Origin of the sequence: Desulfosporosinus sp. HMP52 (assembly GCF_000765145.1) — a bacterium.
Lineage (GTDB): Bacteria > Bacillota > Desulfitobacteriia > Desulfitobacteriales > Desulfitobacteriaceae > Desulfosporosinus.
This window is the reverse complement of sequence record NZ_JMGA01000012.1, coordinates 74,369-95,472: the sequence shown is the minus strand read 5'-3', so window position 1 is coordinate 95,472 and position 21,104 is coordinate 74,369. Positions and strand designations below refer to the sequence as shown.

Genomic DNA, 21,104 nt, shown 5'->3' with positions numbered 1-21,104 from the left:
TTTAAGCTTTTCTTTCGTTAATCGTAGCTATAGGAAACCGCCGGAAATTTTGCATCTTTTTAAAAAAAATAGTCCTTTCAGCAGTGAATTTCTTGCCAAAAGGACTATTGGAACTATTCTTTCTTTCTACGACTTCTTTTAACTTCTTCATTTCTTTTCTTCCACAAAGCGATATCTTCAAACCGAATTTCTCGTAATATCCCAATATTCATTTCAAATATTATGCGGGCATCATTAAACACAAGGCAACGACTAACTAGACGTCTAATATTATGATTTGGGATATTAGTATGTTTGAATAGACAACTATATCCCTTCCTCTATTACTTGACACTTCCCAATTTTGATGCTTTGCGCTAAAATTATATAGACATAACAAAATTTGGGTAGGTATCACAAGGCATGGTTTAGTACCTGTCCCCGTTCGTTTAAAAATCATTTTATATGGAGTGTCCTTATGAGTGTGCTTATTGTTATTATTCCAATTTTAAGTGTGTTATCAGTATTGTTTTTTGTGTTTTTACGAAGGTACCCCATCAAGAAAGCTACCGATGCCCTAGAAGAAGCATTAAAAAAAGAGCATCCAAATACTCGTTTGCATCAATACTATAGTACACTTCAAAAGGAACATTTATACATTTTCAAAGAAGAAACCCTTGGCTATCAGGATGAACCAGATACGTTATTAAAGAACACACTTCAAGAATTTTGTGACATTTTAAACCAGAGTATTGGAGACATATATCTCAAAAAGTACACAATGGAGCATTTTAAATCCAGGTACCGGTATGCTCCTTTGGCCAGTAGGTTGATTAACTATGAACGTGATGTGTGGCTTTATTTTATAGGCTGTACTGATGGCACTCATGCACCAGCCGATTTTTTGGAATCTGAATGGCTATTATTCTATTACAAAGGATTTGTAATCAGATTAGATTTTGAAGAGCACAGAGCAGCAAGACGTACTTTTAAATTAAAACGCATTACTTCAAAACTGCAAGTCATTCATGATAAAACTGAACTGAACAAAAAATTAGCGGAGCAAGGGATTGAACCAAACCAGTACCATACGATGTTACAGATAGCACTTAACACACTGCGTTCGAATTATTATGAATTGTGAATTTAATGGTAATGCTGGGGTTTTTATCAATGACAGATGATTAATTTATGTGCATCATGCAGATTCCCCATGCTAATAGTCACTTTCTTGTGACTTAAGCTTATCTTTATACTTTTCATAAATAGCCTTTGGAATATTGTGTATCGACCTATTCATATTAAAATCAGGATTTTGCTCTTTGACCTTTTTCTCAAAATCATCGCGCTCAGGCTTATTTCGGTAAAAAGCAATCATCTTTGTAAGAATTTCGCTGTATTCATTAAAATTTGGGGGAGCAGGCGTAGTTGTTTCGTATGGTATTAGTATGCGGATTGAGCCATCTGAAGAATCACGCTCGCAATCTAGCGTAAGCACATTCCGATCTTCTCCGATTATTATTGCAAATCTTATCGTATCAAAAGACTTATAACGCTGAATAGAATTTGCACCATATGTCAAACCAGTCAGAAAAAGCCTACCCTCTTTAGCCTTTACGCCATAAGAGAAATTCAGGCCTTCCACAACTTCAGAATAAAATTCCTCCGAAGTATCATAAACCTCGCTGAACATTGAAAGGATTCTATCAATCGACTCATTATCGGTAAGAACGAATTCAAATCCGCTGGGGTTTTCCGTTCTGCGCCTCTCAGCAATCACACCTCTCAAGCGGATCGAATCGTTCTTGTAATTATCACTACTTAGTGGTATGCCTATTTTCCCATATCGTTTCTCAGAATGGTTTTCCACATAACTGTCAATCAAATCAAGTAAAGGCTCTATTTTCTCTACTCTTTCAGCAAACCTGTCAAAATATAAATGTCTGAAAGAAGCAATGATCTCAAACGTTCTCGGAACCAGTTCCGCTTTCTCTAAAATTTTCTGGCAAGCTTTGTGGAGAATCTCTTCACCAGGGTCATCAGAAATCCAATAATTACGGATGAAATTTGCCTTTTTTAGTTTATTTTCAAACTCGTCAATATTACCCTCAGCAATCTCACATAGAATGCCCACGTATTCTTCCTTAACCCAACGATATTTATCGTCTCTGCTTGCATACTTTTCAAATCTTTCAATTGTAGCCTCATTGTAATGCTTTTCAATTACACCTAGATTACACCCATTACCGATAAAAAACTTCCGTGCATCCTTTTCTGAATTGATTTCACAGCTTTTCTTCAAACTGTCTTCAGTTACATTGGGATTCTCAAGTTCGAATATTTTCTTAATGCTCTCAAGCATTTCTGATTTGTACTGGTTTCTTAGTCTCAACAAAGAAAATCCTGTCTCTCTTTCAGCAAGGTTCTTTTCAAAAGCATCCCTTTCTTTCTTATTAGAGAAATACTCAATTGCATGTATAACAATATCCTCCCAACCATTTGGGATGTTATATTTTACATTTTCTGAGTCATTTGTGCAGACTGCATTGAAAACTTCATTCTCAGTGATTACTACATATGTATCCACATTAATATATCCGGTGCCTTCATTGTTCATTCCATGGTTTTCTAATCGACTTTGAGTAAGAAAGATTTGCCCCATGCTGTCACGAACACCAAAAACAACGTTTAAGTTTAAATAAGACTGCTGATCCAAATGACTTGGTTTAATAAAGTTAACAATTTTACTTCGCATTTCTTCATCCATAAGTACGAATTCAAAACAATATTCAATTTTTGAATTTAAATCTTCACCTTTAAACACTTTTTTGACAGTTGAAATATATTTTGTAAATTTTTCCATAAAAATTATCTTTTCCTCACCTTTATTAAATGTTCTTCTCGTAAAAATGGTATATGAAACCTCATTAATTCTTTCACATTTAATTTACAACCGTCGCCATTTATTTAACCTCGCGAATGTAGCGTTGTAGCTTCAATACCTTGATCGTTTTCTCAGGCAGATATCCATATGTTTCAATTCTTACCTATTCGCTTTATTTAGCCGTTTTCCTACTTCTTATCCATATTTTTCTTGTTAGTGTTCACTCAATACCATAGGAAAAACAAAAGAGCCACCGCAAATACGGCAAGCTCTTAATGATTCAAAAGACCTACTACATCCTTAATAACACCATCTTCTACAAACCCTTGATATTTCAACCTCTTTGGCTCCTTAAAATTACCTAATATCTTATCGGTATTCACCAAGGTGCTCTCCTCTATATCTTCCTGAACGTAACTCTGGTAACTACTCCAACCATACTCTTGTGGTCGTTCTACCATGTCTGCCTTAACCGGATTAAGATGAGTGTAGCATTTAAGAAGGCCATAAGAATAGACTTATTACCCGACTTGCCAAAAATCAGCTTAAAAGCATAGTCTATCTAAGATCGATTAGTTGTCTCACAACTTAATCTCTACACGGAATTATTATACCAGTTTAGATAATTGAGTCACTCTTTCACTCCATTATCTTGAAAATAATGGAGTGAACCGCGAGGCGAGCACTTTCCTCGGCAAGAACATCCTCCCCTCTCCAACATGCTTTCTTAACCTACATCTCAATCCCCTGAGTCCATAGTTCGTTTTCGCTTAAGTCAATTTCCGAATCCCAGCTTACACCATATCCACCCATCTCAACTTTCACAGTCATAAAAAGGGCCTTATTCTTAAGGGAAAGAAATCGTGGGTGCTGAATCATATTCTGCATATTGTATTGTTTTATAACGGCATTATCAAAAGTTACAATTAAGCTATAATCATTTGTTGCAACAACTTCTTTTACTTTCGGTGGTATCATAGAGTTCACCTACTCTAAGCCCTTAAGTTTTTTGAACTCTTGAGTTTCCCACATATTCATCAATTCTTCTTGATGAATCCTTCCCCATTCAATTATCATCTTCTTGGCCCTATTCGGTAAATCCCCTTCTAACATTTCAAGGGTTTTGATATCGAATAATCCAACATACTCACCATATGATGCATGAAAATGAGGTGGTAGATGATCATTAAAGAACAACTTCACTATAATTCCATAGAATCTTGCAATCTCAGGCATTCGAGGTCCTCCTTTAATTTCTAATTTCTTTATAGTATTATTATCCCTTATTATACCATTGTGGCATACGCTGGTAACTAAAATTCTATCCTAATCGTTAGACTCAATAAAGTTTCTCTGGTCTTAAACTATTCAGTTCTAAAAGTTTACCACGACCAGAGTCTTCCATCTACAAAATTGTAAGTATACAATCGGGTAGGAGGCTACCCATTATTTGAGTAGCCGACCTCCCACAGCACCGTACGTACCGTTCGGTATACGGCGCTTCCAAAGTTTACACGTTACTTCGCCAAATAACATTGATTAAAGCTGAGATATCCGACTCGTTCAAAACGCTAGTTGGATAGGACTTGACTCAAGATAGGGCTATGGGCTATTCGCCAGTAGCCTTTTCTTGTGTTTGCCCACATCCAGGCTTGCTCTTCACTTATGCCTGCTTTCTTGAGGTTCTCGAAACGCGTTCGGATTTTCTTCCATCGCTTCCAGGTTGCCATCCGTATGCGGCTTCTCAGCCATTTATCTAACTCAGTAAGTAGTTTGTTTGCGTCAGCTAGTTTGAAGTAATTCGTCCAGCCTCGCACGACTTGATTGAGTTTCATCTTTCGTTCTTCAGTTCCCATCCCGTTGCTTCGTCCTGTTACTTCTCGGATTTTATCCTTAAGTTTCTGGATGCTTTTCGGATGGATTCTCAGGCGTCCTTCTCCTCTATAGATGTAGAAGCTATATCCAAGATACTTGACAGTGTTTACGTAGGCAACCTTCGTTTTCTCCCTGTTTACCCTGAGAAATAACGTTCCCTTGATGTACGGAAGAATGTGGTCTAGTGTGCGCTGAGCCGCTTTCTTACTTTTGCAGAAAATCATCAGGTCATCTGCATAGCGTACAAATCGGTGTCCTCGTCTCTCTAGCTCATGGTCGCATCCGTTTAGCATAATATTGCCAAGCAACGGACTCAAAGGCCCGCCTTGTGGTACGCCCTCGAAACTTTCTTCAAATATTCCATCGGCCATAACTCCTGCTCTAAGGAATTTATGGATTAGGGAGATGACTCGTCCATCTTTTATCGTTTCCGATAGAATTTGGATAAGCTTACTTTGGTTAACCGTGTCAAAGTACTTCTCTAAGTCCATGTCCACTACGTATTTGTAGCCTTCTGTAATGTGGTTCCGGCATTTCCGCAATGCATCATGGGCACTCCTTTTGGGTCTGAAACCAAAACTGTTATCTGAGAACTGCTTTTCGAAAATGGGACTTAGAACCTGAGTAATCGCCTGTTGGATAAGCCTGTCCACGACAGTTGGTATTCCCAGCTTTCTTGTCTTTCCGTTTTCTTTGGGTATATCTACCCTCCGTACGGGTTTTGGACGGTATTTACCATCCCAGAAGGATTGTACGAGTTCATCTTTGTGTTCTTTCAGGAAGGGCAGAAGTTCATCCACCTGCATACCATCAATTCCACCTGCGCCTTTGTTCCTTTTCACCTGTTTATAGGCTCGATTTAGGTTTTCGGCATTCAAAATTTGCTCAAGCAATCCTTCTGTCTGCTTGTTCGTGTTAGTGCTGTCGGTTTCAGTTATCTTGGATGGCGCGCACACTTCTGCATACTCTCTCTGTTCCGTAGATGCCCTTTGCAGATAGTCTTCTATTCGAAGTTGTCTGTGTTTTAAATTGCCACTTTCAGTAACTTTCATTGACCCACACCTCCTTTGGTTCAGCCCTTCCTTTTAGTGTCTAGAACACCTCTGTACTATGGCCTCTGCTGACTCCTCACGACAAATCTTATTTCAACCAGGTTTCTTACTCTGTTTCCAACCTGTCCGTGAGGCCTCCCACGGTAAGACGATTCACTTTCATTCCATGTACCCGCAGCATTTACGCTGACGTGTCTGTGTAGCTTTCGGGCTTTGACTTGAATCGCAGTCTTACCCCACGTTTTGCGCCTGATACTGTTTGTGTTCCTCGGGTCGGAACTTTGCCGCCGGCTTCCTTCAGATTGTGCGCACGTTAGCACCTCAAATGCATTTCATGAGAAATATACGCTCCTACAATGCGTAGTAAAGCATCCGGCTAACCTTAAGGCGAAAGTCAAGGGGGACCAGAGCATGCCGGAAAAGCCAGTATTACTGGCGAGCTAGGCCGTATATGGTGAAACTTAGATTAGTTGAACTCCAGTCAATGGTCCCAGGAAGGCTACTGTGAGTGATTCGCAGTATCTGTCGGTATGGTAGGTATGAATCTGGCCTACCATTAGTAGGCCGACAGGCATAACTGACATCGTCAGACAAACGACGAACGGAGCACCTAAGTACGGATACACCATTTGAGCCTGTGAAACGTGACTTGCCTAAGTGCGCAATAGCACCGCATATGGCAGAGAGACTCAACAGTAGCCAAATGATCAGTTGTAATGGCTGATACACGGTGAAGAGAGTCAGTTCCTAATTTCTTATTTCAAAAGGAGTCGATTCGAATGAATCAAACCAGACTACTCAAGAAACTAGAAGGCTTTCGTAAACGAAATAGCACTAACCCAAACTTTATTAATAAGGACATTTACCGATTGTTGTATGATGAAGACATCTACATCATTGCCTACAATGCCATCAAGTCAAACCATGGAGCAGAAACCAAGGGTGCAGATGGCACATCACTGGACGGCTTTTGTATGGAGTGGGTTTACGAGATGATCTCTAACTTGAGGAAAGAATCCTATAACCCCCTCCCCAACAAAACTCAGCTAATACCTAAGAAAAACGGGAAAATGCGAAAGCTCGGTTTTCCAAACGGAAAGGATAAACTTCTCCAAGAAGCGGTTAGGATTATCCTCGAATGCATTTATGAACCTACTTTCTCAGACTACTCCCACGGATTCCGACCAAAACGAAGCACTCACACTGCAATGGCTCAAATTGAAAACTGGCATGGTACATCGTGGTTTATTGAAGGTGACATCTCCGCCTGTTTTGATGAAATCGACCATCGAATTCTTGAATCCATTTTACGCGAACGAATCGCTGACGAACGATTCATCCGTCTCATCAACAAGATGCTTCGCGCTGGATACTTTGACATGCAGCATGAATACCATCGAACAAATTCCGGAGCACCACAAGGCTCAACCTGTAGTCCGATTCTCGCGAACGTCTATCTCGATAAACTAGATCGGTTTATGTCAGAAGTAGCAAAACGTGAAAACATTGGCAGGAAGCGGCGCAAAAGTAGTGCCTACACTCGTATCCAATACCAAATTCAAAAGCTCCGTAGTAGTAAATACTCCGTAGAAAATGGTGAGCAAATTCGTAAGTTGGTAAGAATCCGCAAATCTCAGTCCTCAGTAGATATGTTTGACCCGAAATTCAAACGCCTCCGCTATGTGAGATACGCTGATGACTTTCTAGTCGGGGTCACCGCATCAATGCAATTTTCGAAATCCGTTAGAGATGAAATTAAGCAGTTTCTGTTGGAAACCTTGCACCTCAGGCTGAACCTGGAGAAAACAAAGATCACACATGCTCACAATGAAAAGGCATTCTTTCTAGGCTATTTCATTCAAAAAGGAAATAAAGCCAGCCGAAACAAAGGTAATATTCGTATTAAAGCAAACATTAAGGGCATGATTCAGAAACTTCACCAAAATGGTCTGTGTGACAGTGACGGTTTCCCAAATGGCATCACACAATTTATTCCACTCCCACCCGAAAAGATCGTCAACTACGGGAACCAAGTCCTTCGCGGTCTAGTTAATCGGGCTGTAGGTTGTGTTAACTTCTACAATTGCGACCGTATCCAGTACATCGTCCAATTATCCGTAGCCAAAACCTTAGCTCGAAAATACGACATCAGCATGAAAAAGGTCTTCACAAAGTTCGGTTCATCAATTAGGGTCGACTATCTCAACGAGAACAACATGGAACGTAAAACTCAACTTGCACTATATCCCAACTTTAAACGTAGACGTAACTACTTTTACACTCTGCTGACAGCTTCAAAGACACCACTCACTCCAATATACAATCCACGTAATCCTACGAAACAACCTTGTACTCTGTGTAAAAGCATTAACAACATCTGCATGCTCCATCGTAAACCAGTGAATTTAATTTCACGCCCAAGCAAACCCATCATCGAATATATGATTAAAATTAATCGCAGACAAATTCCCGTATGCAAGCTGTGCTATAACTTGCTTAACTCCGCTATGACGAAAGCTTAATAGGAATGGAGAGCCGTATGCATCGAAAGATGCCCGTACGGTTCGGGAAGGGGCGAATTCCAGTGGGATTCGCCTATTTCATCCACCTCGCGATGGACACCCTTGCCTTAAGCTAATGGTTGGTCGCTACATACCCCCATAACGGACTTTCACCGTCTAGTTAATCGCCATGCGTGGCGCACGATTAAAACCGGGATGTGTTTACATCCCGGTAGTTTTATTAAATCATCAAATCTAACATTTTTCGAACCGGATAGTATTTATAAAAAAACAGGAGGCCCGAATTAAAAACTTATATACTCTAGAGCGCTAAGTGATGCCCTAGGAAACTAGGGCATTTTCGTTGTTCGTCTAGAACCTATTCTTGACCAAACCTTTCAACCGATCATTAATTAACTTGATAAATAATTGGTCGATATCGCGGTTCTGGGATTGGGATTCCCTCGGACATAGCAGTTTCAAGCCAAACCTTTTTTGCTGCCTGTAACTCTCGCAATGCTTCCTCCGGTGTTAAACCGAATGCCGAGCACCCTTTTAGATCCGGGATATCAGCAATATATCCACTGTCTTCTTCGCTGTAGAATATATTTACATGATAGTCCGCCATTTTCATCATTCTCCTATCTTAAGGCTGTACATTTCCACGAGCTTCAATAGCTGCCTAATTTGGTATGGCTTGGCCATCCCGTTAACATCCTGCAAGTTCAATAATTCTCTTACCCCTGTATGGATAAATATGTGATGGCTACCATTAGTCCTTTCTAGCCGGAAACCGTAAGCCTCAGCTAGTTTTATTAAATCATCAAATCTAACATTTTTCGAACCGAATAGAATTCTTTCTAATATTCGCCGGGCATTCAAAAATGCAGCACCGCCTAAAAATTTTTCATCCATATATTGGTATATAATACCATGCAGATTGCTATAAAACAAGACCAAAATAGCATTGGAAAGACAATCTAATAAACTTTGTTATAAGCATCAAGTGTCGATCATATTTAAAGTTATCCCAGTGCGTCCGATAATGACCGTTATGCCAAGTAAGGGCCCTAGGTCAGGGCAGTTTTATGGTTGTTCCGATGTATTGCCGTCTAAATCCTTGTATGACTTTAGTAGAGCAAACTCCCTGTCTTTGCTATCTATGTACATTTCCTCGGTTTTACGCTGTATGTGCTGAATTTCTTCAATTATGTCGGACATTTTGTTAAATAGAATACTGTACATCTCTTTATAATCTACCAACGTTCATCACCCCAACTTTTTTCACCATTTTTGAGATAATATTAGCGATATTATCGCTAAAAGTCAATAGCGAATAATTCGCTAAACTATAATTATCTTGAGGTGATTACAGTTGTATGAAAGAATAAGGCATTTGAGGGAAGACAAGGATCTAACGCAGACACAGGTTGCAGCGTATCTTAATTGCAGCCAAAGGATATACAGTAATTACGAACGGGGCGAAGTAGATTTACCCACGGGAATTTTAATCAAACTGGCAGAGTTCCATAATACAAGTACAGACTACCTTTTAAACAGAACAAATAGGAGAAAACCCTATCCCAAATTCTGATTATTATACTTGTAATGATCTACGCTTATGAAAGTTACCTTAATAAAACATTGCCAACCCCCTGAACGTGTCCGACAAATTCCGGGAAGTACCAGTCCCCGACCGAGCGGGAACCGCGAGGCAAGCATTTCAATTCACGAATTGGTCGGAACTGACAGAGTGTGGTCAGCTAGTTTGAATATGAGTATTCGCTTTACTTTTCGATTCGAGAAAGACTCTGATGGAATAGTTGTATGCGTATTGAGGAACATAGGCGATCACGATCACACAATGAGACCCCCTTATTAAACACCCAGTCGAATGTGACAATATTTTGTGTCCATTGAAGAATCCCTGAGATGCCTGGTGCTTTGGCCTCTCTAGGGGTTCTTTGTACTTTTCAAACTAGTATCTAAGCTGCGTCGATTCAAATGTCGAATTATCGAAGAAAACAGAGGTTCCATGACCCTTTCCGGAACGGTGACCACCGGAAACTGTTCCGGCGAGTAGAAAACCGACGTAAACTCTATGAAAAAGGCTAAAGCAGTCCACCCAGAGCGCTGGTCAAAAGGAATCCGAAGCTGGACGTTAGATAATGAAGTATGGCTCAATCCTGAGCGCATTCAACCTGAAATCAATAAGGAAAAACAGTCCTCTTAACTTATATACAATTTTGGAGTTAAACGACAACTAACTTGACAAACACCGACCGCTCGGAACTGCCATTCCTTTGGTTCTGGCTTGCTTTCTCCATTGATGCAAAGTTGCCTCAGACAATCCTGTTTCTCTAGCTATTTCACTGACTGCTTGATTCAGTGGTGACATCATCTTCATCATGATTGAGTACTTAAATTCTTTACTGTACTTTGCCATAGTTATCCTCCTCCGAGTCCTGTTAACTCACTATACTTCTCTCGGAGGTCCATGACAACTATTCTAACTCAGGGGGGACTCGAGCAAAGGTCTTTTCCTCCTCGAGCACTCATTGTTTATTTTTCCAATCTAAATATTTTGTTCTAAATTGCTTGATCTCTTTATCGCTATAAAAATGTTTCATATATTTTGAGTTATATAAACTATCTATATATTCTTCAGAAAAACAAACCTTGTATTTAAAATCTTTATATACAGGACCATACCATTTATTAGTACCATTGTTATCATTAATTAGTTTAAAGTTTTCTGCACCTACAAATTCCCCAATAACTTTTTCCAATGCATTCATCTTTTCCATCTGTAAAATTAATATAGATAATCCATTTTTATTTATTATGCAATATCCTAAATCTGCATCAAAAGGATATTCGTATACATTTATTTTGGTTGCTCTCAAAAATTCTTTATCAAACCAATTTATACCATGTTCATGGTTAAACCTTTTAAAAAAATCATTTATGAACAAATCTATTGAAGCCGTTATATTATTTCTAGTTTTATTAAGTAGTGCATATTCAAAATAAGGTATATAAAAATCTTGAAAATACATTGATGAATTTCGTGAAATAGGTTCTCTTACAATTGAAATAATTTTAGAATTTAGATTTTTCGAAGAAAATTTTTTCATTACTAGATGATTATATATTATTTTTTTTATAGTTTTTAAAAAATTTCTATTTCTTTTTTTTATCACTAGTTTTGTTGTATTATAATTTTTGAAAACTTCATTTATATGTGGAAGTCTATAAAAAGTATGTTTATGCACACTATCAACCCCAATTGCTTTTAAAGAAGTCTCAATAGTAGTTGATCCAACCTTTCCCATTTGATATATATAAATATTGTCTTTAATTAATTTTTTAGTTAAATAATCACTTATAATCACTTCATTTAGCCTCCTAAAATTCACTATTCATTTATTTACGTTATTTACGCCTGAATTATTCACAGCTCTTCTGATAAGTAGTTAAAGTTGTGATATTTAAGGCATTTAAGCCAAAATTGTTTTTCACCAAATAGATGAATAAAGAATCCATTTCTGTTAGAGTTAAATCTGCTACAAAATAACGAACAGAAAGGATTCTTAATATGCCACCTTAAAGCAATTCACTCTTAATTTCAATCACAAAATCAAATTGTCCAATGACGGAGGTGCACTTTTATCTGATACAGGTTAATTTCTCTTTAGAGGTTCGATGAAAATTCGATTTTCTAAGACACTGGCAAACTATTTGAAGCTAACGATTCAAGATCTTATTACGTTCATTCAAACGAAAATTTGCTGCGCCAAAAGATTTATCAAATGATTGCTGGTTATTTTGAAGATGATGCGGCTGATATGTTAACGAAGGATCCTGATTTTACCCAAATTATAAGACCCCGTCATTGGCTTCTCAACCCAGTTTGTCTCGCTTTTATTTACGTTTCGATGAAGAATCAATCCACTCCTTGAATCAAGCGAATCAAGAGTTACTAGATAAAATTCATTCGTTTCAAAAATCTGAAGCTCTTTTCCTCGATTTAGATTCGACTCATTCCGATACCTATGGGGATCAGGAATCTTCATCTTACAATGCTCATTATGGAATCATGGGGTTTCATCCGTTGGTTGCTTTTGATGGTGCCACAGGCGATTTTTTCAAAGCCAAGCTTCGCTCTGGAAAGGTGACCATCGGGAACCGTTCCGGCGAGTAAGGTAAACAAAAAGTTGATAAGTTGATGTCAGGCACCGGAACCTGCTTTGAAACCTACCCTGTAGACCTATCCCTGTAATCTTTTTTCTTCAAAACCAAACAGGTATTGAATCTTAATAGTTAATTTTTCAGATACATTCTGTTTAAATAATCACAGATACCTATACTCATTTATATAATCCCTACATATATTTTCAATAATTTCGATTTCTTCGTTACTTAGCCTTTCTCTATACCTATTATTCATATTTTTATATTCAGTACTACCGATATAAGAATCTAAGTTATTACAATATTCTAAACCCACAAACTGAAGTACTTTCTCCATCTCATGTTTAGGATCATCTATAAAATCTTCATATCTTAAAGTATACAACTTTGATTGATTAGATTTGCTCTCATGTAGAGTTTGCTCGTATACTGAACACAATTCTAGTGCAGCAAGTGCAGTAGGAGACTTATCATAACTATCCCATATTTCAAATCTATCTTCTGTAAAAGTTCCTTCCCAATATGGTGTTCTCTCTTTCCTCTTCCAAAATTCTACATTAAGTAAAGAGGCCACAACAGCTCTTGGGTCTCTCACTACATTAACAAAGTATGCATTATTATAAATACTACTAAGGTAGGTGATTCTTGGAGGGCCGGTCAATTTAGTGGAAAACCTCTCCTTATTTTGCCATTTAATAATTTTCTGAATGTATTCTTTGACAACTTTCGCCTCCCTATCAGTGGCTTTCATGTCTTTCATAAATGTTTGTCTAAATTTTTTCCCCGAGAGCTTTTCCCATGTTTCATATGATTCATGAGGTTTAGGATAGAATTTATTGAATAAACTCACGTCACCATATTGATTTTTTTTCCCTTGTTTATTTATTAAATTATGCACAAATCCTACTTGAGGAAGCCATAATCTATTTGTATAATTCGACAAGTATGCAATATCTCTATGTTTTGAAAAAGCTTCGAATATAATTGTAGTTCCACTTCGCCCTTCTCCAATAAAAAATATTGGCTTTTCCTTCACGAGAGCACCTTCCTTTCGTTTCCTCTAAAACACAAAATTCCAAGTTATAATTGTTGATTGTCAATGAAAATTGACCCCTTTTTTGAACTATATCCTTAAAGGTAGACGGTTATATAATGAATTTTGAATACTGAACCCATGAGGGTAGTTTAAGTGGGAAAAGAAAGAAAGAAAAAATAAGACATACTCAAAAGAGTTTAAACTGGATGCAATTAGAATGTATTTGAGCGGACAATACGGTGGATATACACCCGTTACAAAGATGCTTGTATTATGAGAACCAACTTAATAATTTGGTTGCAGCGTTAAAGTCCTGTTCGAATATGGCTTGAGAATTCGAGCGACTGCCCTTTGACTAGCCTATCTTCAACTGTTGGTATCCCCAGTGGTCTTGTTTTACCATTTCCTTTATCTATTTTCACTCGTCGCACCGGCGGGGCTTTATAACAGTTAGCTTTCATCCTATTCCGTGTTCGTTCACCAAGTTCCGATTCGAACTGTTTTTTTGTCTCTCCATCGACCCCGCTTGCCCCTTTTCGGTTCATCATTCGCCATGTCTCCATGAGAAATTCCGGTGTAATGATGTCCGCTAGTGAGGTAAAGCGGGCCTTCGCGTCGAAGCGAGCCTTAATTGCTATCCCGTCCTATTTTGTTACATACTTTTCCACCTCTGTGTGTGTAGATATGTTTCCTTGCCAGGAACTCATTCTGCCCCGCCGCTTCCCCATGTATGTGGCTTCCCACACTCCGCGTACTACCAGCGAGTCCGACTCCCACCACAGCATTCGCCTTCCTATGGATGGTCCTTTCAGTCAGCATACTCCTTTCCGAAGACCGAGGTGAGTCTCCCGGGTTCCGTACCGTTTCCTTTTCCGTCATGCCGTGTACTCAGACCCCGCCGAGGTCTCCAATTTCCTCGCCAATAGCGGAAATCTACTGTAGCCTTCCGGATATTCGACTCCGTCGGCCATCGGTTGTTCTAACGAGGCTCAATAGCTTCACTTGCGTTACGGCCTGAACGTCGCTCTGCCTACGCTTAATCTGTATCGTTACCTTTACAGACCCAAGGTTCGATTTCAGGTAGGGTGGCTTTGCCCTTTCCCTGAATAGGAATTTCACCTATTGAATACAGCTAGCTTAGCCCGGCGAACCGAAGAATCCTTTTATGTCAATATCTACAACAAAGTGTAAGTGTTGAAGGTTGATCATCTTGTGCATCATGGCTTTTGCATGTTCTGTACTTCTATTCGGCCTAAAACCATAGCTATGATTACGAAATTTCGCTTCACAGATAGGCTCAAGTGTTTGAAGTATACACTGCTGGATAAGTCGATCGGACATAGTGGGAATTCCCAAGAGGGCGCAGTTTGCCATTGTCTTTTAAGATCTCCACTCGACTGATCGATTGTGGTCTGTAGTGCCTTAACCTTCCTTTTACCATTTTAATAACTTGGTGATTGGTCCTATCCGAGATGTCTTTAATCGTTAATCCATCTGTTCCTTTTGTCTTACTTCCTTTGTTGGCCTTGATATTTCGATAAGCTAAAAGGATATTGTTTTCTTCTACAATTTTTTTCGTTTGGTTATTAAACTTTGCACCATCAAGCCTTTTATCATACAATTCATCAAGTGTACTTTGTTGCCCGTAGTATTCATTGTGGCGTAACTTGGTATTCTCGGTAGTAGGAGCCATAGTGGCAGCACCTCCTTTCGAGGTAGGCCTCTTTTAGTCTCACCAGAACCTATGGAGTGATTTTGTGATTGTAAGTTTTCATTTATGATAGATCGACTTGAGCCTATCCCTCCACTTATTATCATGGTTTCGTTGGTACTGTGACCCTACTTTCACAAAGGGAATAGTTCATCGGTAATAAGACCTCCCTCTTCTTCGCTTACCACGTTCCAGCATCTCTGTCTGTACATATACCTTTAGGTAGTTCCTCTGGGTTTGTAGACTCTTCGATGCCTGAAACATCGTAAGGATTTTCATACAGGTAATTTTTACTCACCCTCATCTACCAAACATATATTTGCTCTGACATTTCTAACCAGTTGGTACAATCCCCCGTACATTCGGAACTTCGTCAGTAGGTTTTATCTACATTCTTACTATGGGTATTTTTTAGACTCCCGCACTATGGACTACACCATCCACCTCTGGATAGGTTTCCCTAGAGATTTCCTCTAAGGGTAATTCTCATGTGACTTTACCGAGCTTCAGACGCTTCGACGCTTAATCATATACACGCCTATCGGAGTATTAAAGAAAAGCCTTTCAAGGCGTTACCCCATTATTTACTTTTCAAGATGTTAATTCTATTGTCTAGGCTTTTATTGACCTAGAAACGTGTCGCACTACCTGGTACCGGACCGGCAGAGTGACCAAAGGGAGCCGTTCCGGCGAGTACTCATTCCCAACCTCAACAATACCCTTATCCCCGCACTACACCAGGTTGCATATTTATTCGCCAAAACAAGCCTAGAGTACTCAGCATTTCAAAGGATCATGCGGAGGACTAAGTCCAACTATATGGAAGCTCTCTTGAGCACTTGATAAAGCTTCCCACGTTAGGCCTTTTTCTTGGTGTTCAGAACAATCTCACGGTAAGTATGCCCAAAAGGGAGTCCTTCGATAGAGTATTTCATAATTTGTTTGATAACAATATCTGTTGCAATTTCGATAGAAAACTTACTCGTATCAATCTCAATATCAGGATTTTCAGGTGTTTCGTAAGGACTTGAAATCCCGGTGAAATTTGGTATCTCACCTGCTCTGGCTTTTTTGTAGAGTCCTTTTACATCTCTTTTTTCACATTCTTCAAGAGGTGTGCTAACATATATTTCAACGAACTCATTACCGATTATTCTTTTCGCATTTTCCCTGTCATTTTTATAAGGAGAAATAAACGAAGAAATTACTATAATTCCTGCATCATTCATTAATTTAGCGACTTCGGAAATCCTTCTAATATTTTCAATTCTGTCAGCCTCTTTAAAACCTAAATTTTTATTCAAACCATGCCTAACATTGTCACCATCAAGTAACATAGTATGTTTGCCCATGGCAACAAGTTTTTTCTCTACTTCATTAGCAAGGGTAGACTTTCCTGAACCGGATAAGCCAGTGAACCAAAGAGTCAGGGGCTTTTGTCCCTTTTGTTCGGCACGGATTTCCCGAGTGATATCGGTATTCTGCCAAACAACATTTGTTGATCTTCTCAACGAATGTTCTATAATACCCAATGCAGAGGTTTTATTTGTAATCTTATCGATTAAACTAAGAGTCCCTAATACCTTGTTATTCTCAAACTTATCAAACACCATATTTTCGGATAGAGCTATATCACATATTGCCAACTCATTCTTTAGTAGACTGTTGACACTAATTCTATTGCCATTATTTATGTCAATTTTATATTTAAGTGCCATTACAGTAGCTGTCGCAACTTTAGGCCCTAATCTAATGTGATAGCTTTTTCCCGCGATAAGATCTGTGTCACCCAACCAAAGGATTGTAGCAGTAAACATATCGGCAATTTGGAGACTTGCATCTTTAAAACCATCCCCAGATTCTTTCAGTCCCTCATTCTCGCTAAAGGAATCATTAAATATTAATTTTGCTGCCTTTTGAACTAGCATAACAAAGCTATCATTGTTACTATTTAATTCTGGATCGATCTCTTTAAGATAAGAAAACAATTGCAAAACCTTATACATTGTTTTTTTCATTTTTAAATACCTCTTTTTGCTGCGTTCGACAGCTTCTTAAACCCAGATATTTTCTTTTCTATTCACAACATAAAACCCTTTTTCATTCAGAGTGTTTTCCCGATTATAAAGCATCTCGGTTCCATCCATTTGCCTAAAAATTCCACCTGCTTCTTCAACGATGCATTGCATTGCTGCAGTATCCCACTCAGAGGTTAACCCAAAACGATAATATACATCGGCTTCACCTGAGGCTACCATGCAGCCTTTTAGTGAGCTTCCTGCCGATATGGTCTCTTTGATTTTGTCATTATTCGCTTCAATTAGCTTAGCCTCTTTCTCTGATGAATGAGACTTGCTGGATACCATGATAAGATTTTTAACTTTATTTGTAACTTGAAGTCTCCTTTTTTCCAAACCAAGTTCTCCGTTTTGAACTTTCTCTATATATGATCCATAATCTTTACTGGCGTAATATAAGTCACCCGTAACTGGCACGTATATAACACCAACGACAATCTTATGCTTATAGGCTAATGCAATGTTGACCGTAAATTGACCATTTTTCTTAATAAATTCCTTGGTGCCATCAAGTGGATCAACAATAAAACAATAGTCATTAGTTAGTCTGCTTTTATCGTCTCTGGATTCTTCTGAGAGAATTGCATAATCAGGGAAATTCTCTACAAGACCTTTTACAATCATTTCATTAGATTTTCTGTCAGCTAAAGTAAGCGGAGATTTGTCAGCTTTAATTTTAAAATTAAAATTTGTATCATAGATTTTTAAAATTTCCGCTCCTGCTTCCCGTGCTAATTTTTTACATTGAACTAAGATTTCTCTTGAAAACATAAAATCACCTCAAGCTACATTAAATATTATTTGAACCTAAAAATGGTTGGATTAATCTTTAGTTTGCGAATTACTACAATAACCATAAAAATATTCCAATATATCATTGTAGTGGCAGTGGCTATAGATGCTCCGGTCATACTCCATTTTGGAATTAACCATAAATTTAGCAAAAAGTTGATAACTAATCCTCCTGCAATAATCCCTCCAGATATCTTCTGATTTCCTGTCATATTTAGAATAAATCCAACAGAACCACAAAGGGCATTAACTATATTACCAATAAGTAGAATTATTAATGGTAAATAACCAATAATAAAGGCTTGTCCAAAGATAGATAAAATCCAAGATCCTAAAAAAATCAAAACAAGAGAACCAATACTTGTCACTGCAAAGATCCCCCATGAAGCTAATGTAACCATACGTTGAAGTTCTTTAATTCTTCCAGAAGAATATAATTCCGATATCATAGGTGCAGCCATAGTATTGACGGCTTGTAACCCAAATATCACCAAAGTGGAAATTCGTTGTGCGGATGAATAGATTCCGGCTACATCAGTACCAATTAAAATTCCTAACATAATGATATCCATCTGTCCCATAACCAATTGCATTCCTGAGATAACAAGTAGTGGAATTGCTGTGCTCATCCATTCTCTTACTTTGAAGATTGGTTTTGCATTGCTAATTATCGGAGAAAGGTTTCTACTGAACGCCCAGATACTTAACCAAAGCGCAAAAAGCACTGAAACCAAGTTTATTGTCATTACGAACCAACTTGTTAAGTGTCTCTGCAAAAGTATATAAGTAATCCCTGTTATCACCATTATAAACAGAGGTCGAATTACTTGTAGTGGCACTTGAGCAACCAATATTTTCTTTAAACCACGCAGACGTGCCCCATAAAGTTGTAATAACGCTAAAGCTGGTACAAGAAATGACCCTATATAAAATACTACTCTCAAAGAGGAACTAAACTTTGGTACGTTAAACCAGGCAAATAATAAGATGGAAAAAGTTACTACAGACGAAAAGATCAGAACTCCTTTTTGGCTTTTTAACAAAAAACCTTTAAGTAACCCCCAATTTTGGTCAACCTCATATTTAGGCATATATTTAAGCGTAGCAGTGTCATAACCCATCTTACCAACCAATACTAAGATATTAACCCAAGTAAGAACATACATGTAATCCCCATAATTATTAACACCAAGGATTCTTGCCAATACGACTTGCAAAATAAATGCTAAACCTGTACCCATAACCTGTATTATTAGAGACTGGCTTGCCCCTCTAACCAAAACAGCTCCGACACCTTGCCCTTTAATTATTCTTTTATAGTTTTCTTTAAGTTTTGTTTCTTGCGTCATATAAATCCTTTTATTGATTGAGATTTTATTAAAATTAAAATACAAAGTGTACCCACTCATTCTTAGATTAACATTTAATTTAATACTCATATGGAAAAGTGTAACCAAATGTAAAAAAGACTTTTACTAACTTGTATTCCTATATTATTTAACTTTTAACCATTTTGACCTCCAGCACTTTTGCGTAACAAATAATCTGCACTTCGAAAGAACAATCTATTTGTATGTTAATAAATATACTATTCTCATTGTTAACCTCTTTAATCTCACTTATATAACTTATTTGAAGTTTGCATTCTATTACTCTGTATAATGTAGTACACGGTAATTATCAGTATCGAACCGGACAATAAAACATTTCGGCTTGCTCCTAATACAAACAGGGTAATTAATAAAATATTTAAAACCGGTAAATGATTTTTCGAATTCTTTACAAATAAACTTCCATAGTAAAATAGCATTACTAGTAAGGTAAGAATGCCACCGTTATGTAACAAGACCACGTACGAACTATCTGCAATTTTTTCTCCATAAACGCTTACCGGTCCTACTCCCGTAAGGATATTATCTAATCCTACTGTTAAAGTTTGATAAATATATCCTTGCTCAGAACTATCATTTCCCAATCTAGAAGCAAAAGCGCTCAAAGGATCTCGAAGGTACTGAAAATAAGAGAACATCTGTATATTTGAAATCTTATCTAAAAAAACAATAAAGAACAAACATACTATGCCAAGTGAGAAATAACTTATAATTCTGGTCGTGTTTAATTTCTTCTTGCTATACATAACATACATTATTAGCAAAATAGGAAGCATAAGGAAGAATAATTTGGTCTGCGTAGCAATTCCTAAAACAATCGTAACAATTGTCAGTAGCTTTGGATGCTTAAAGTAAAATTTTCCGGTAATAATCTGAATCAATAAAAATGCTAAAACAAGTATAAGTACACAACTAAATTCCATAGGTGTTCCAAATAGTCCAAAATATCTATAATAGTGATCTATATAGAAACCACCACCCCACGTATTAATTGAAGCTGCACTCGTATAACCAGCTCTGTCAGCTGAATAATATAGTTCATTACACAATGCAAACATTTTTAACGGCATCAACCATTGCAAAGTTACCATTATCGCATTGGCAACAACAATATACCCCAATGCTTTTCCCATCGTTCTGTCCAACTGCTGACTATTTGAATCTATAGATAAAAGATAGCAAACATATATTGTTATAATATTTTTCAATAAACCGACTACGCTAATCCAAAATTCATTTGAATTTGGTGCTCCATGAGAAAGCCATCCTATAAAATACATAACTATCCAAATCATAGTCATCAAAGAGAATGGCTTCAATGCGTTATATTTCTTTATACTCCGCCTTTTTAAGAAAATCATTATTGTTATTAATGTAATGTATAAGTAGTTTGAATCGAAAGTAGCTCCTCCTAATTTAACACTCGGTGCAATGGCACAATAAAATAATACTATTGCAACAGGGTTCTTATTATTTATTATTTTGTAAGATGTCAATATACAAAACAACACCAGTATAGCAAATCCCATTGGTTCTCTTTTGCCCTCTTTCTTACCGCATTTAATCTGATTATTTAAGTAAAACGAAATAAGTTAAACGCATAATTCTCTC

The 21,104-nt window shown here is 37.7% G+C and carries 18 protein-coding genes and 3 pseudogenes; 4 read left to right on the top strand and 17 right to left on the bottom strand.

What is annotated here, in order from left to right; translation table 11 throughout:
* The first annotated feature begins 457 nt into the window (after window positions 1–457).
* Entirely contained in the window at window positions 458–1,123 is a 666-nt protein-coding gene (locus DP73_RS04725) for a hypothetical protein (RefSeq protein WP_034597864.1), read from the top strand.
* Window positions 1,124–1,195: 72 nt separating this feature from the next.
* On the opposite strand, the gene DP73_RS04720 is transcribed toward DP73_RS04725, so the two are convergent.
* The 5 genes and pseudogenes from DP73_RS04720 to ltrA all read right to left on the bottom strand — a co-directional run bounded on the left by DP73_RS04720 (window position 1,196) and on the right by ltrA (window position 5,790).
* The gene (locus DP73_RS04720) at window positions 1,196–2,842 is read right to left on the bottom strand and encodes a hypothetical protein (protein ID WP_034597863.1); all 1,647 of its coding nucleotides are present in this window, start codon (window positions 2,840–2,842) and stop codon (window positions 1,196–1,198) included.
* 511 nt (window positions 2,843–3,353) lie between these two features.
* A pseudogene (locus tag DP73_RS22375) lies at window positions 3,354–3,425 on the bottom strand (PD-(D/E)XK nuclease family transposase); the annotation flags it as partial.
* A 170-nt stretch (window positions 3,426–3,595) separates the two neighbouring features.
* Complete coding sequence (locus DP73_RS04710; RefSeq protein WP_034597862.1) at window positions 3,596–3,841, bottom strand: DUF2442 domain-containing protein; 246 nt, start codon at window positions 3,839–3,841, stop codon at window positions 3,596–3,598.
* Window positions 3,842–3,850: 9 nt separating this feature from the next.
* Window positions 3,851–4,099 (bottom strand): DUF4160 domain-containing protein, encoded by a 249-nt coding sequence (locus DP73_RS04705; protein ID WP_034597860.1) that lies wholly within the window; start codon window positions 4,097–4,099, stop codon window positions 3,851–3,853.
* Window positions 4,100–4,434: 335 nt separating this feature from the next.
* Entirely contained in the window at window positions 4,435–5,790 is a 1,356-nt protein-coding gene (gene ltrA, locus DP73_RS04700) for a group II intron reverse transcriptase/maturase (protein ID WP_052090404.1), read from the bottom strand.
* A 779-nt stretch (window positions 5,791–6,569) separates the two neighbouring features.
* Between ltrA and DP73_RS04695 the strand changes: the two genes are divergently transcribed.
* On the top strand, window positions 6,570–8,312 hold the full coding sequence (locus tag DP73_RS04695) for a reverse transcriptase/maturase family protein (protein ID WP_034597859.1): 1,743 nt from the start codon (window positions 6,570–6,572) through the stop codon (window positions 8,310–8,312).
* Between the two features lie 388 nt (window positions 8,313–8,700).
* On the opposite strand, the gene DP73_RS04690 is transcribed toward DP73_RS04695, so the two are convergent.
* Both DP73_RS04690 and DP73_RS04685 read right to left on the bottom strand, forming a co-directional pair.
* A complete protein-coding gene (locus DP73_RS04690) occupies window positions 8,701–8,919 on the bottom strand; it encodes a type II toxin-antitoxin system HicB family antitoxin (protein ID WP_034597858.1) in 219 nt (72 codons plus the stop codon).
* 5 nt (window positions 8,920–8,924) lie between these two features.
* Window positions 8,925–9,206 carry a type II toxin-antitoxin system HicA family toxin gene (locus DP73_RS04685; RefSeq protein WP_052090403.1) on the bottom strand — a complete coding sequence of 94 codons (282 nt, stop codon included), beginning with the start codon at window positions 9,204–9,206 and terminating at the stop codon, window positions 8,925–8,927.
* 460 nt (window positions 9,207–9,666) lie between these two features.
* Between DP73_RS04685 and DP73_RS22365 the strand changes: the two genes are divergently transcribed.
* Entirely contained in the window at window positions 9,667–9,885 is a 219-nt protein-coding gene (locus DP73_RS22365) for a helix-turn-helix transcriptional regulator (protein ID WP_081962955.1), read from the top strand.
* Between the two features lie 669 nt (window positions 9,886–10,554).
* On the opposite strand, the gene DP73_RS04680 is transcribed toward DP73_RS22365, so the two are convergent.
* Together DP73_RS04680 and DP73_RS04675 are read right to left on the bottom strand one after the other, a co-directional pair.
* Window positions 10,555–10,737 (bottom strand): transposase, encoded by a 183-nt coding sequence (locus DP73_RS04680; RefSeq protein ID WP_052090402.1) that lies wholly within the window; start codon window positions 10,735–10,737, stop codon window positions 10,555–10,557.
* Window positions 10,738–10,846: 109 nt separating this feature from the next.
* Window positions 10,847–11,686, bottom strand: coding sequence for a putative capsular polysaccharide synthesis family protein (locus tag DP73_RS04675; protein ID WP_034597851.1), 840 nt, complete (start codon window positions 11,684–11,686; stop codon window positions 10,847–10,849).
* A gap of 244 nt (window positions 11,687–11,930) precedes the next feature.
* Here DP73_RS04675 and DP73_RS04670 point away from each other — a divergent pair.
* Window positions 11,931–12,456 (top strand): annotated as a pseudogene (locus DP73_RS04670) (transposase); the annotation flags it as partial.
* Between the two features lie 189 nt (window positions 12,457–12,645).
* Here the strand turns inward: DP73_RS04670 and DP73_RS04665 are convergent.
* From DP73_RS04665 to DP73_RS04630, 8 genes and pseudogenes are all read right to left on the bottom strand, one after another.
* Window positions 12,646–13,521 carry a sulfotransferase gene (locus DP73_RS04665; protein WP_034597850.1) on the bottom strand — a complete coding sequence of 292 codons (876 nt, stop codon included), beginning with the start codon at window positions 13,519–13,521 and terminating at the stop codon, window positions 12,646–12,648.
* Between the two features lie 305 nt (window positions 13,522–13,826).
* Window positions 13,827–14,069, bottom strand: a complete 243-nt coding sequence (locus DP73_RS04660; protein ID WP_034597849.1) for a hypothetical protein — start codon at window positions 14,067–14,069, stop codon at window positions 13,827–13,829.
* A gap of 589 nt (window positions 14,070–14,658) precedes the next feature.
* Complete coding sequence (locus DP73_RS23840; protein WP_242865699.1) at window positions 14,659–14,862, bottom strand: reverse transcriptase domain-containing protein; 204 nt, start codon at window positions 14,860–14,862, stop codon at window positions 14,659–14,661.
* Window positions 14,819–15,214, bottom strand: a complete 396-nt coding sequence (locus tag DP73_RS04650) for a hypothetical protein (RefSeq protein WP_034597842.1) — start codon at window positions 15,212–15,214, stop codon at window positions 14,819–14,821. Before DP73_RS04650 ends, DP73_RS23840 begins: the two co-directional genes overlap by 44 nt.
* A 938-nt stretch (window positions 15,215–16,152) precedes the next feature.
* Window positions 16,153–16,755, bottom strand: a pseudogene (gene cysC / locus DP73_RS04645) (adenylyl-sulfate kinase); the annotation flags it as partial.
* Window positions 16,756–17,286: 531 nt separating this feature from the next.
* The gene (cysQ, locus tag DP73_RS04640) at window positions 17,287–18,081 is read right to left on the bottom strand and encodes a 3'(2'),5'-bisphosphate nucleotidase CysQ (RefSeq protein WP_052090399.1); all 795 of its coding nucleotides are present in this window, start codon (window positions 18,079–18,081) and stop codon (window positions 17,287–17,289) included.
* A 26-nt stretch (window positions 18,082–18,107) separates the two neighbouring features.
* Window positions 18,108–19,451, bottom strand: coding sequence for a flippase (locus DP73_RS04635; RefSeq protein ID WP_034597841.1), 1,344 nt, complete (start codon window positions 19,449–19,451; stop codon window positions 18,108–18,110).
* 266 nt (window positions 19,452–19,717) lie between these two features.
* On the bottom strand, window positions 19,718–21,022 hold the full coding sequence (locus DP73_RS04630; RefSeq protein ID WP_034597839.1) for a hypothetical protein: 1,305 nt from the start codon (window positions 21,020–21,022) through the stop codon (window positions 19,718–19,720).
* Between the last annotated feature and the right edge of the window lie 82 nt (window positions 21,023–21,104).